General features: G+C 63.0%; 12 protein-coding genes. 6 read left to right on the plus strand and 6 right to left on the minus strand.

Annotated features, from left to right (window positions below; genetic code table 11):
• Nucleotides 1–67: 67 nt before the first annotated feature.
• From ACB032_RS12825 to ACB032_RS12840, 4 genes are all read left to right on the plus strand, one after another.
• A complete protein-coding gene (locus ACB032_RS12825) occupies nt 68–658 on the plus strand; it encodes a sugar O-acetyltransferase (protein ID WP_016349367.1) in 591 nt (196 codons plus the stop codon).
• Nucleotides 655–996 (plus strand): DUF1294 domain-containing protein, encoded by a 342-nt coding sequence (locus ACB032_RS12830; RefSeq protein ID WP_011704568.1) that lies wholly within the window; start codon nt 655–657, stop codon nt 994–996. Before ACB032_RS12825 ends, ACB032_RS12830 begins: the two co-directional genes overlap by 4 nt.
• A gap of 108 nt (nt 997–1,104) precedes the next feature.
• Nucleotides 1,105–1,317: a hypothetical protein gene (locus tag ACB032_RS12835; protein ID WP_016349365.1), complete on the plus strand. Its 213-nt coding sequence runs from the start codon at nt 1,105–1,107 to the stop codon at nt 1,315–1,317.
• 200 nt (nt 1,318–1,517) lie between these two features.
• Nucleotides 1,518–1,979, plus strand: coding sequence for a hypothetical protein (locus ACB032_RS12840; protein WP_371138048.1), 462 nt, complete (start codon nt 1,518–1,520; stop codon nt 1,977–1,979).
• A gap of 73 nt (nt 1,980–2,052) precedes the next feature.
• Here the strand turns inward: ACB032_RS12840 and ACB032_RS12845 are convergent, their stop codons facing one another.
• The 6 genes from ACB032_RS12845 to argC all read right to left on the minus strand — a co-directional run bounded on the left by ACB032_RS12845 (nt 2,053) and on the right by argC (nt 8,448).
• A complete protein-coding gene (locus tag ACB032_RS12845) occupies nt 2,053–2,688 on the minus strand; it encodes an FMN-binding negative transcriptional regulator (RefSeq protein ID WP_371138049.1) in 636 nt (211 codons plus the stop codon).
• A gap of 128 nt (nt 2,689–2,816) precedes the next feature.
• Complete coding sequence (gene argH, locus ACB032_RS12850; protein ID WP_371138050.1) at nt 2,817–4,199, minus strand: argininosuccinate lyase; 1,383 nt, start codon at nt 4,197–4,199, stop codon at nt 2,817–2,819.
• Between the two features lie 211 nt (nt 4,200–4,410).
• A complete protein-coding gene (locus ACB032_RS12855; protein WP_016349361.1) occupies nt 4,411–5,646 on the minus strand; it encodes an argininosuccinate synthase in 1,236 nt (411 codons plus the stop codon).
• Nucleotides 5,647–5,700: 54 nt separating this feature from the next.
• The gene (locus tag ACB032_RS12860) at nt 5,701–6,612 is read right to left on the minus strand and encodes an ornithine carbamoyltransferase (RefSeq protein WP_219312901.1); all 912 of its coding nucleotides are present in this window, start codon (nt 6,610–6,612) and stop codon (nt 5,701–5,703) included.
• A gap of 25 nt (nt 6,613–6,637) precedes the next feature.
• The gene (argB, locus tag ACB032_RS12865; protein ID WP_219312903.1) at nt 6,638–7,417 is read right to left on the minus strand and encodes an acetylglutamate kinase; all 780 of its coding nucleotides are present in this window, start codon (nt 7,415–7,417) and stop codon (nt 6,638–6,640) included.
• Between the two features lie 23 nt (nt 7,418–7,440).
• Nucleotides 7,441–8,448: an N-acetyl-gamma-glutamyl-phosphate reductase gene (gene argC, locus ACB032_RS12870; RefSeq protein WP_219312905.1), complete on the minus strand. Its 1,008-nt coding sequence runs from the start codon at nt 8,446–8,448 to the stop codon at nt 7,441–7,443.
• 268 nt (nt 8,449–8,716) lie between these two features.
• Here argC and argE point away from each other — a divergent pair, with 268 nt between their 5' ends.
• A complete protein-coding gene (gene argE, locus ACB032_RS12875; protein ID WP_371138051.1) occupies nt 8,717–9,862 on the plus strand; it encodes an acetylornithine deacetylase in 1,146 nt (381 codons plus the stop codon).
• A gap of 215 nt (nt 9,863–10,077) precedes the next feature.
• Nucleotides 10,078–12,711 (plus strand): phosphoenolpyruvate carboxylase, encoded by a 2,634-nt coding sequence (gene ppc / locus ACB032_RS12880; protein ID WP_005308531.1) that lies wholly within the window; start codon nt 10,078–10,080, stop codon nt 12,709–12,711.
• Nucleotides 12,712–13,172 lie beyond the last annotated feature (461 nt).

Raw genomic sequence — 13,172 nt, forward strand, 5'->3', positions numbered from 1 at the left:
GACAGCCTGACGCCACCAGAGTGCTCGCGTATACTGGCTCCTCTTGGCACATGAGAGGAGCTGTAGCATGGCAAGCGATTGGGACAAGGTACTGGCGGGCGGCGCCCTGGACAGCCAGAGCGAGGAGATAGCGAACGACCGGATCCGCGGTCAGGCGCTGCTGGCACAACTCAACGCCTCCCCGGCCGGTGACGAAGCCCTGCGCCAGCGCCTGTGCGGCGAGCTGTTCGGCCACTGCCCCGACTCCTGCTGGATCAGCACTCCCTTCACCTGCGAATTCGGCCGCAACATCCACATCGGCGAGAAGACCTTCTTCAACTTCAACATCACCATTCTCGACGTGGGTGAAGTGCACATCGGCAGCCATGTGCTGCTGGCCCCCAACGTGCAGATCTACACCGCCACCCACACCATGGACTATCTGGAGCGACGCAACTGGACCGCCTACAACAAGCCGGTGCGGATCGGCGATGACTGCTGGATTGGCGGCGGCGCCATCATCTGCCCCGGCGTCACCATAGGGCCGCGCTCCATCATAGGTGCCGGCGCCGTGGTCACCCGCGACATCCCGGCCGACTCGGTGGCGGTGGGCAACCCGGCGCGCGTGATCCGCAGCCTGAGCCCGGACGCCCCCCGTGGCTGGGAGCTGGCCCTGTGATCTGGCTCGCCCTGCTTCCCCTGCTGTGGACCGCCTGGCTCGGCCTGGCCGACGCCAACTGGTGGCCGCTCGCCATCGTCACCACCATGAGCCTGCTGACGGTGCTGGCCTACGCCCACGACAAGCGCCAGGCCATTCGCGGCGGCTGGCGCATCCCCGAATCCCGGCTCCACCTGCTGGAGCTGTTCGGTGGCTGGCCAGGGGCCCTGGTGGCCCGCCACTGGTTGCGCCACAAGACCCAGAAGGGGAGCTATCGCAGGGTGTTCTGGTTTATCGTGCTGCTGCACCTGACCCTGTGGGGGCTCTGGCTCGGCCGTCCGCTCTGGCAGACGATCTGACGCGGGTCGCAGTGCCCGGTTGCCGGCCATTGCAGCCGGCAATCGGGTATGAGACAACAGAAGGCCATCAGGCTGTTTTCTCGTTTGTTCATCGGCAAGGAGTCACTCATGACAATGTGGACCGGTATCGTGCTGATCGTCTTCATCAGCGCACTGTTCGGTTTTCTCAGCAAGCGGGCCCGCTACCAGCTGGGGGATATTCGCATCACCGACCGCCTCGGCAAACAGGACGTGCTCATCAACCAGCTGCAAGAGCGCATCGCCAATCTGGAGGCCATCGTCATCGAGGAGGAGAAGCGCCGCCCGTTCAAGGAGCTCTGATCCGGCAAGCCGGGCGGCAAACCGGCCAGCCCCCGGGCTGCAAGGGTTTGCCGCCGCACCCTCCCACGCTCACCCGCCTCCTGCCAGGCAAAAACTAAATTCACAGCAGGATCAGTCCCCTGCCATTTTCAGGCTGAATTTTCGCCAAGCTGGCCCATTCCCTGCTCCGTCATGACATCAGTCGTACGGAGAGTGACATCATGATCGCCATCAGCACCCTGCTTCCCCTCGCCTCCCTTGCCCTCAAGCTCGGCAGCAAGCTGCTCGGCGATGGTACGCCGCAAGCCAAGGCCGAGTCCCCCGTGCAGGAAGAACGGCTCGCCCCCACGGTGCAGAGCCTGTTCCAGCGGCTGGGGGTCAAGGATGCCAACAGCGAGCAGAACCGTCCCGCCATCAACCACTTCATGGGGGCGCTGATGCAGACTCTGGGTCAGGAGTACTCGGGCCAGTCGCTGCCCCAGGCCATCGACGCCGCCCGCACCCAGCTGGCCGATGGCACCCAGAGCACTCGCCTCGACGCGCTGCAGAGCGAGCTCGACACCCTCAAGGGCTCCCTTGGCAACAGCGACCTCAACCTCGATCAGCTGCTCTACGCCTTCAAGCAGACCCTGCCCAACGGCAAGGGGGAAGGCATCGGCAAGCTGCTCAATGCCAGCGCGTGAACGGGAGTGGAACCATGAACAACGGCAACCTAGTGGTTGCCGTTTTTGTCGGGCCGGATCTCATGATGTCACGCTAGGGTAGTGAAGGAGGTGGACTCAGCATTGCCTCAGCCAGCGCGGTCTGCCCGCGATCCTGCAAGGTATTGGCCGCTCCCAGGCGATCCGCCGCCTCCTTGTTCTGACCCAGTTTGAACTTGCCGACCAGCCCGGTTATCTCGATTTCGATGCCGACGACCGCCTGCACCATGGTCTCGAGATAGTCTCGCGGCGCATCCGCCATCTTCCATGGAGTCGGCTCTCCAGCCTCATGGTGACGAGTCAGATTTGCCAGCAGCCGGCGCACGAAACGGGCATCGTCGCGGATCTGGATGCGACCGTGAGCATGCACCACGCTGTAGTTCCAGGTCGGCACCTGCTGGTGATGCTCATGCTTGCTCGGATACCAGCTGGGGGAGATGTAGCCGTCGGCGGCCCTGAAGATCACCAGCACGTCGTCGCCGTCTTTCACCTCCTGCCAGAGCGGGTTGTTGCGAGCAACGTGGGCACGCAGGACGCCATGGACCCCTTCCCCAGCATCCAGCTCGAATGGCAGATGATTGGCATCCAGTCCCCCTTCACCATGGGTGATCAGGGCCCCCAGCGGATAGGCCCGGATCAGCTGGTGCTGGGTCTCGGAGTCGGTAACGGCGAAATGGGGTGGTTGATACATAAGGGCTCCTTGAGCGAGGCATTGGCTTCCATGCAGAAGCCCATTCTTGCGCAATCGGGAGTGGCAGGCGATGGCATAGACATAAAAAAGAGGGCCCTGGGCCCTCTTCGTTTCATTCGTCTTGGCAATCAGCCGCGCTTGGCCAGCCAGGCTTCGGCGGCGACCAGTGCGCCTTCGATCTGCTCGCGGGCGACACCGCCTTTGGCGACCCGCTTGGCCAGGGTCGCTTCCAGTTCCAGATTGGGGTAGACGTCGAACTCGATCACCGGGCTGAAGCGCTGGAACTCGCCGATGGAGAGCTCCTCCAGCGGGCGGCCCACGCTGATGGCGAAGACCACGGTTTCACCGACGATATGGTGCGCCTCACGGAACGGAATCCCCTTGGCCACCAGATAGTCCGCCAGCTCGGTGGCGTTGGCGTAGCCGCCCTGCGCCGCCGCCATGGTGCGCTCACCATTGACCTTCAGATCGATCAGCACCAGCGCCGCCATATCGAGGCAGTCGTGCCAGGTATCGAGGGCATCGAACAGCCCCTCCTTGTCTTCCTGCATGTCCTTGTTGTAGGCCAGCGGCAGCGCCTTGAGGCTCATCAGCATGCCCATCTGGGCGCCCACCACCCGGCCGGTCTTGCCGCGGATCAGCTCCAGCGCATCGGGGTTTTTCTTCTGCGGCATCAGGGAGGAGCCGGAAGTGACCGCATCGGAGAGCTCGACAAAGCCCGCCTCGCCGGTGTTGTAGAAGATGAGATCTTCGGCAAAGCGCGACAGGTGGGTCATGGAGAGGGATGCCACGTGCATCAGCTCCACCACGTGATCCCGATCGGAGACCGAATCCAGACTGTTGCGGGTGGCGCCGGCAAAGCCCATGTCGAGCGCCAAGGCTTCGCGGTCGATGGCATAGGCAGTGCCCGCCAGCGCGCCGCAGCCGAGCGGGCTGGTGTCGAGGCGCTTGAGGGCATCCTGCAGGCGGGAGTAATCCCGCTCCAGCATCTCCACATAGGCCAGTGCCCAGTGGGCGTAGGTGACCGGCTGGGCCCGCTGCAGGTGGGTGTAACCGGGCAACACGGCCGCCTGATTGGCACGCGCCGAATCGACCAGCCCCTGTTGCAGGGCGGTGATGGAGCCGAGCAGCAGCTCGCCCTGCGCCTTGCACCAGAGTTTCAGGTCGGTGGCAACCTGATCGTTGCGCGAGCGGCCGGTGTGCAGCTTCTTGCCGAGATCGCCGACGGCGGCGATAAGCGCACTCTCAACCCAGGAGTGAATGTCTTCCGCATCCGAGATCAGGATCTGCTGAGGATCCTGCTGCACCGAGGCGAGCAGCACTTCCATCGCCTGCTGCAACTTGCCCTGTTCACCCTCGGTCAACACGCCCACCTTGACCAACGCTTTGGCCCAAGCCATGGAGCCCTGAATATCCTGCTCTGCCAGCCGGTAATCGAACCGCAGCGAATCGTTGAACTGCTTGAACCGGCTATCGGCTCCCTGACTGAAGCGTCCACCCCAAAGTGCCATACTGCTCTCCTTGAATGCGTTGTCGGCGGCGCCTTGCGCCGTCGAGCTTGAAATCGTGCCCTGTTTTTCTGCGAGCCTGTTATCTCACAGAAGCGACCGGGGCGCTGCCGCTCTTGTCACACCCGCCGATGATGGCTCAGGGGCCATGCCCTCTGCCTGTAGAAGAGGGGGCCATGCCCCCTCAACGGAATCAACGGGTTATCGCGCTTGCTTAGCCGTGGGTATGATCGCCACCGATGGCCTGATGCTGCTCCTTCATGGCGCGGATCCGGCTGGCCAGGGTGTAGAGACGGATGAAGCCTTCGGCATGGCTCTGGTCGTACACTTCGTCGGCGCCGAAGGTGGCGAAGTCTTCGGAGTAGAGGCTGTTCGGCGACTTCTTCTGCACCGCGGTGACCTGACCCTTGTACATCTTCAGCACCACTTCACCGTCGAGATCCTCGGCGATGGCGTTGGCAGAGGCGACGATGGCCTTGCACAGCGGGGTGAACCAGCGACCGTCATAGACCAGGTGGGAGAACTCGGCACCCAGCTTTTCCCGCCAGGCGCGGGTCGGGCGATCCAAGACCAGCTCTTCCACGGCGCGCAGCGCGGCGACCATCACGGTACCGCCCGGGGTCTCGTAGCAGCCGCGGGACTTCATGCCCACCATCCGGTTTTCGGTGATGTCGATGCGGCCCACGCCGTGCTTGCCGGCACGCTCGTTCAGGGTCATCAGGATCTGGTGCGGGCTGAGCGGCTGGTCGTCAACGGCCACCACTTCACCCTGGGCCACGGTCAGCTTGACGTACTCCGGCTGATCCGGTGCCTGCTCGGCGGGCACGGTCCACTGCCAGACCGCTTCGGACGGCTCGTTCCAGGTGCTCTCCAGCTCACCACCCTCGGTGGAGATGTGCCAGGCGTTGGCATCGCGGCTGTAGATCTTCTTCAGGGTCGCCTTGCAGGGGATGTTGCGGGTCTCCAGGTAGGCCAGCAGATCTTCCCGGGAGCGCATGTCCCACAGACGCCAGGGGGCGATCACTTTCAGCTGGGGCGCCAGCGCGGCGACCGCACCTTCGAAACGCACCTGGTCGTTGCCCTTGCCGGTGCAGCCGTGGGAGATGGCATCGGCCCCTTCCGCCAGCGCGGCCTCGACCATCGCCTTGGCGATCACCGGACGGGCCATGGAGGTACCCAGCAGGTAGGTGCCCTCATAGACGGCGCCGGTCTTCAGGGTCGGGTAGACGTACTCTTTGACGAACTCTTCCCGCAGATCCTTGACGATGCACTTGGTGGCGCCGGAGGCGATGGCTTTTTGCTCGATCCCTTCCAGATCGTCACGCTCCTGACCGACGTCGGCGACGAAAGCGATGATCTCCGCATCATAGTTTTCCTTCAGCCAGGGAATGATGGCCGAGGTATCCAGTCCGCCCGAGTAAGCCAGTACGATCTTGTTGATTCCGCTCATTTACTTCTCTCCATGATGATTCGATAAAAGGGTGTTATTTGGGGTCGGTTGCCGTTATTTGTGCCCAAGCAGGGTCAGCAGCACGGCGTTCTGGATATGCATCCGGTTTTCTGCCTCGTCCATGATGAGGGAGCCAGGCCCGTCCATGACCTGAGAGGTGATCTCCAGCTCCCGGTGCGCCGGCTGGCAGTGCAGCACGTGCTGGATGCCGGTACGGTCGAGCAGGGCCTGGTTGATCTGATAAGGCATAAAGATATCTTTTACCTGCTCCATTGGCGTGTTGTCACCCATGGAGACCCAGGTATCCGTGTAGGCCACGTCAAACCCTTCGATGGCCGCCACGTCGTCGCTGATGTGGATGGTCGCACCGGACCGGGCTGCCAGCGCCTGGGCCTGCAGGAAGATCTGGGTATCCGGGCCGTGGCCTTTCGGGCAGACCAGGGTCACGTCTGTGCCGAGGGTCGCCCCCAGCAGCAGCAGGGAGTGGCTGACGTTGTTGCCATCGCCCAAATAGGCCAGCTTCACCTTCGACAGATCGCCGTAGTGTTCGCTGATGGTCATGAAATCCGCCAGCCCCTGGCAGGGGTGGTAGAGGTTGCACAGGCTGTTCACCACCGGCACTGTGCCGTGCTCAGCCAGCTCGACCAGGGTCTGGTGATCGAACACCCGGGCGACGATGGCATCACACCAGCGCGACAGGTTGGCGGCGAAATCCTTCACCGACTCGCGCTTGCCGAGCGCGCCGTTCTGCTGATCCAGATAGACGCTGTGGCCACCCAGCTTGGCGATGCCGATGTCGAAGGTGACCCGGGTACGCAGGGAGGGTTTCTCGAACAGGGTGACCACGCTCTTGCCGGCCAGTGCCTGGCCGTACTTTTTCGGATTGGCCTTGACCGCTTTGCCCAGGGCGATCAGCGCCTCGATCTGGGTCTTGCTCAAATCACTGTCTTTCAGAAGATGTTGCATCGGATGTTCCTTTTTCCGGCCAGGGTTAGAGGGTGACCTGGGTGCCAACCGCACCGCCAGCCAGCAGCTTGAGCAACTGATCCGGGTAGCGCCAGCTGGCGACACAGACCGGTTTGCCCAGGGTCTCGGCGGCATGCAGGGCGGCTTTCACCTTGACCGCCATGCCGTCGCTGATCACCCCCTTCTCCATCAGATCCAGCGCGGTCACCTTGTCGAGCTGTGGCACCAGCTTGCCCTTGCCATCCAGGATGCCGCTCACGTCGGAGAGCATCACCAGGTCGGCGCCCAGCGCCTCGGCGATGGCGGTGGCCGCCTGATCCGCGTTGACGTTCATCAACTGCCCCTGGGCCGTGATGCCGATGGAGCTCACCACCGGCAGGAAGCCCTGAGCGAGGATCCCTGCCACCAGTGCCGGGTTGCCTGGCTGGCAGTCACCCACGGCGCCGAGTGCCGGGTCGAGCTGGGTCACCTGGCACAGACCGCCGTCCGCCAGACAGAGTCCCACCGCCGGAATGTCGGTGGCGATGGCCTTGGCCATCATCATCTTGTTGGCGGTACCGGCCAGCGCGCCGGCGATGAAGGGGATCTGCTCGAACGGGGTCACCCGCAGACCGTTCTTCTTGGTGGAGGTGAGACCCAGCCCCTTGAGCAGGTCATCCACCAGGCAGCCGCCGCCGTGCACCAGCACCAGGGGACGGTGCTGATCGTCGAGAAAGGTTTTGAGGGTGGCGAACAGGGCCGTCAGCGCCTCGTCGTTTTCGATCAGTGCACCGCCCAACTTGATTACCAGAGTCTGCTTGTCCATCGTTGCGATCCTTCCTTGAGTCCTTAAATCAGGCCGGTGGCCGGTTCAAATCCAAACTTGATATTTATGCACTGCATGGCCTGGGAGGCGGCGCCCTTGAGCAGGTTGTCGATGGCGGATACCACCACCAGCATGTTGCCCTGCTGTTGCCAGGCGAGGTCGCAGTACGGGGTGCCCGCGACACCACGGATGGAGGGCATCTGGCCGGTCAGACGCACCAGCGGCTTGCCCTCGTAGGCCTTGAGGTAGGCCTGATCCACCTGGGTCGGCGTCACGCCGTCTGCCAGCTGCACATAGATGGTGGCCAGGATGCCGCGCACATAGTTGCCAAGGTGGGGCTGGAACAGCACCTCCTTGCCCAGGTGGTGGCTGATCTCCGGCTGGTGTCTGTGATTGAAGGTGCCGTAGGGGTTGAGGCTCACCTCGCAGAAGCTGGTGTTGATGGCCGCCTTGCGACCGGCACCGGAGACCCCGGAGACGGCATTGATGATGGGCTGCCACCCCTTGGCGATGAGGCCAGCCTGCTGCAGCGGCTTGAGGGCGCACAGGGAGGCGGTCGGGTAGCAACCGGGCACGGCAATCAGCTGGGCCGCCTTGACCGCTTCGGCATTCCACTCGGCCAGGCCGTAGGCGGCCTGATCCAGCCACTGCTCGCGCTCGTGGGTGAAGCCGTAGTAGGAGGCGTAGAACTGCTGATCCCTGACCCGGAAGGCACCGGAGAGATCGAACACCGGCAGCCCCTTGGCGAGAAACTTGGGTGCAAGCTCGGCACTCACCTCGTGGGCGGTGGCCAGCAGCACCAAGTCGGCCTGGGTCAGGATCCGGGTCATGCCATCCTCATCCAGCGGCAGCAGCGGCTGATCCAGCGCGCCTACCCACTGGGGATGCAGAGAAGAGAAACGCTTGTGGGCGTCCTGGCTGCCGGCGGAAACATAGAGGCCGAACAGCTTGAGTTGTGGATGGTTCTGGACCAGGGCGGCCAGCTCGGCTCCCGCGTAGCCACTGGCACCGACGATAACGGTGTTAAGCATGTTGAGTATTCCAAGTCAGAGTTCGAGATTCACAGCATGGTGCTGCGGTGCACAAGGGGGTTCGATGCCCCATGCACAAGTGCGGAGGGGCAATTCAGGCGGGTGTGTGTCGTCGGTTATAGATCAGGTGACAGAACATTAACTTTCCCTTACAACTAGAAGCCTTGTCGATGAGCCACGTATTCAGGCAAACTTACAGAATATTCATGCACTCACTTTGCATTTGTATTTTCTAACAGAAACATTCCGGGGAAGCAAGGAGGAGCAGGTGGCCAATCTGGATTTTTTTTCACTCTACAAGAATATTATTGCGATTCCGTCCATCAGCAGCACGGATCCCCGCTGGGATCAGAGCAATGAGGCGGTGATCCGGCTGTTGGCCGACTGGTTCGGTCAGCTCGGCTTTCAGTGCGAGGTGACAGCCCTGCCCGATCTGCCGGGCAAGTTCAATCTGGTGGCGACGATAGGTCAGGGCGAAGGGGGGCTGCTGCTGGCAGGCCACACCGATACGGTACCGTTTGATGAAGGCGCCTGGCGCAAGGATCCCTTCAAGGTGACCGAAGAGGGCAACCGCCTCTTTGGCCTCGGTACCATCGACATGAAGGGCTTCTTCGCCTTTATCGTCGAGGCGCTCAAGGAGATCGATCTCAAGACGCTCAACAAGCCGCTACGCATCCTGGCCACCGCCGATGAAGAGACCACCATGGCGGGGGCCCGCGCCATCGCTGCCGCGGCCGAACTCAAACCCGACTACGCGGTGATTGGCGAGCCAACCGGGCTGGTGCCGGTGGTGGCCCACAAGGGGCACATGTCAGAAGCCATCCGCATTACCGGCAAGAGCGGTCACAGCTCGGATCCCGCCAACGGTGTCAACGCGCTGGAGATCATGCACCAGGCCATGGGCCAGGTGCTCAAGCTGCAGCACAGCCTGAAGGAGAAGTACGCCGACCACAGATTCGCCGTGCCGCAGCCGACCCTGAACCTCGGCTACATCCAGGGAGGCGACAGCCCGAACCGCATCTGCGGCTGCTGCGAACTGCACATCGACATGCGCCCCACCCCGCAGGTGGGCCCCGATGAGCTGATGGGTATGCTCAAAGAGGCGCTCTCCCCCATCGAAATTCACCAGCCGGGTTGCCTGCACCTGCAGCACCTGCACGAGCCGATCCCCGCCTATGCCTGCCAAGGTGACTCCGAGCTGGTGCGCGAGGCCGAGCGGGCAAGCGGCCGGGCCGCCGAATCCGTGAACTATTGCACCGAGGCCCCCTTCATCCAGCAGCTCGGTTGTGAAACCATAGTGCTGGGCCCCGGCCACATCGCCCAGGCCCACCAGCCGGACGAATATCTGGATCTGTCGTTCGTCAAACCGACCACCCGCGTATTGCAGCACCTGATCCGCCGTTTCTGTCTCTGAATTGACGGGAATGTAAGTAAGTTACATGACATCGCACCTCGGGACAGGTGATGGAAATACATGTTCTGAATCGGCCTGTTATTTGACCTTGCGCAGACAATCTGGGTAGATTGTCACCCTAAGATGACGGAGCATATGTTGTAATCGCACAACAATAAGTGAGGTCGTCTCTCACCCCGGATGGGTGTCAGGCACCAACAAGATAAGGATGTGGAATGAACGAAAAGTACGCCGCACTACGCGCCAACGTAGGCATGCTGGGTCAACTGCTGGGCAAGTCCATCAAGGATCATCAGGGACAGGCCTTCCTCGACAAGATCGAAACCATTCGCCAGCTGGCCAAATCCTCCCGCAAAGGCAATGAGACAGACCGGGAACGTCTGCTCGATACCCTGCGCAACCTGAGCGATGACGAGCTGCTGCCGGTGGCCCGCGCCTTCAGCCAGTTTCTCAATCTGGCCAACGTGGCCGAACAGTTCCACACCATCTCCCGTCGCTGCGAAGAGCAGGTCTGCACCCCGGATCCGCTGGAGCAGATGTTCGACAAGCTGAAAGCCTCCAATCTGTCGCAGGAAGCCATCATCCAGGCCGTGCGCGAGCTGGACATCGATCTGGTGCTGACCGCTCACCCCACCGAGGTGACCCGTCGCACCCTGATCCACAAGCACGTGCAGCTCAACGACTGCCTCGAGGCGCTGGAACTCTCCGATCTGCTGCCCCGCGAGCGGGATAAGATCCTCAATCGCATCGAACAGCTGGTCAATCAGGCCTGGCACACCAACGAGATCCGCGAACAGCGTCCGACCCCGGTGGACGAAGCCAAGTGGGGCTTCGCCGTGGTGGAAAACAGCCTGTGGCCGGCCATCCCCGAATTCATGCGCAATCTGGACGAACGGCTGCAACACCACCTGGGTGTGCGGCTGCCGCTGGATGCCGCGCCGGTCAAGTTCACCTCCTGGATGGGCGGTGACCGCGACGGCAACCCCTTCGTCACCGCCAAGGTGACCGCCGAGGTGCTGGAGCTGGGCCGCTGGATGGCGGTGAGCCTGTTCTACAAGGACATCAAGGAGCTCACCTCCGAGCTCTCCATGTCCGACTGCACCGACGCCGTGCGCGAGCGGGTCGGTGATCACCCCGAGCCTTACCGCGCCCTGGTACGCGAGCTGCGCGAACAGCTGCGCGAGACCCAGGAGTTCCTCACCGCCAAGGTGCAGGGCCAGGCGAGCGAGAGCCGGGATCTGGTCAAGACCACCGCCCAGCTGCGCGAGCCGCTGGAGCTCTGCTACCACTCCCTGCACGCCTGCGGCATGGGCAACATCGCCGACGGCATGCTGCTGGACGTGCTGCGCAAGCTGGCCTGTTTCGGCATCCACCTGGTCAAGCTGGACATCCGCCAGGATGGCGAGCGCCACGGCCAGGTCTTCTCCGAGCTGACTCGCTACCTCGGCATGGGTGACTACGCCGAGTGGAGCGAGGACGACAAGCAAGCCTTCTTGCTGAACGAACTCAACTCCCGCCGCCCGCTCATCCCGACCGACTGGGAGCCGAGCGACGAGACCCGCGAGACCCTGGATACCTGCAAGGTCATCGCCCAGCACGATCCCGATGCGTTCGGCATCTACATCATCTCCATGGCTGGCGCACCGTCCGACGTGCTGGCGGTGCAGCTGCTGCTGAAAGAGGCCGGCTGCAAGTTCCGCATGCCGGTCGCCCCGCTGTTCGAGACCCAGGAAGACCTGATGGCGGGCACCGCCGTGATGGAGCGCCTGCTGTCGGTGGACTGGTATCGCGGTTACATCCAGGGCCGTCAGTACGTGATGATCGGCTACTCCGACTCCGCCAAGGACGCGGGCATGATGGCCGCCGGCTGGGCCCAGTACGCCGCCATGGAATCCCTGGTGGCGCTGGCCGAGGCGAACAATCTGCGCCTCACCCTGTTCCATGGCCGTGGCGGTACCGTCGGCCGTGGTGGCGCGCCTGCCCATCAGGCCATCCTGTCGCAACCGCCAGGATCCCTGCGCGGTGGCCTGCGGGTGACCGAACAGGGCGAGATGATCCGCTTCAAGTTCGGCCTGCCCAAGGTGGCCATCCAGAGCCTCAACCTCTACACCAGCGCCGTGCTGGAGGGGAACCTGCTGCCACCGCCCAAGCCCAAGGAGTGCTGGCGCGCCGTGATGGAGCAGCTGGCGTCTGTCTCCTGCGATCACTACCGCAGTATCGTGCGCGGTCATCCGGACTTCGTGCCCTACTTCCGCGCCGCCACCCCCGAGATGGAGCTCGGCAAGCTGCCGCTCGGCTCGCGCCCCTCCAAACGCAAGCCCAACGGCGGGGTCGAGAGCCTGCGCGCCATCCCCTGGATCTTCGCCTGGACCCAGAACCGGCTGATGCTGCCGGCCTGGCTCGGTGCCCACAAGGGGCTGCAGCAAGCCATCGCCGACGGTCAGAAAGGCGTGCTGGAAGAGATGAGCCGTCAGTGGCCCTTCTTCCGCACCCGCCTCGAGATGCTGGAGATGGTGTTCCTCAAGGCTGACGTCTGGCTGGCCGAGTACTACGACACCCGGCTGGTGCCCAAGGAGCTGTGGGGCCTGGGCAAACAGCTGCGTCAGGAGCTTGCCGACTCCATCCAGGTGGTGCTGGAGCTGCGCCCGCAGGGCGACTTGCTCGACGACCAGCCCTGGATCAAGGAGTCCATCAAGCTGCGCAACCCCTACACAGACCCGCTCAACGTGCTGCAGGTCGAGCTGCTGGGCCGCTCGCGCAACCATGCCGAGACCCTGCATCCCGAGCTGGATCAGGCGCTGATGGTCACCATCGCCGGTATTGCCGCAGGCATGCGCAACACCGGTTGATAGTCGGGGCTATCAAGCTCCCCTCAATGACAAAGGGCGCCTCGGCGCCCTTTGTCATATCTACAGGGCCCACTAGAACCGCGTTGCTGGAGAATCCTTGGTTGTTAGGCGTTGCCATGGAATCGCAGGGTCGATTAACTATCAGGCGCAATCGCTCGCTTTACAGCTTTATAGGATGGTGGATGCAAGCCTGCAGGTCTCGAAGGGGTTTCGCCCGCCCTTCGGGCTGGGGCGAGTGACTTTGGAAAGACCCAAAGTCACCAAAGGTCTTCTCCCCCGCTTCTTCGCCCGACTACGTCGGGTACCTTCGGCTCACCCGCATGTCCGACGGCACGCGCCGACGGGCCATCCATGGCCCGGCGCCACTCGCTCGACATCCTGTCTCGCGACCTGGACAAGCGTACTCGCCTCAGCGAATAAGAGGGGGAACCAATACCGTGCCCGCTCTTGACCAGTCTGTG

The sequence above is a fragment of the Aeromonas sp. S5(2024) genome, assembly GCF_041403025.1.
GTDB classification, from domain to species: domain Bacteria; phylum Pseudomonadota; class Gammaproteobacteria; order Enterobacterales; family Aeromonadaceae; genus Aeromonas; species Aeromonas hydrophila.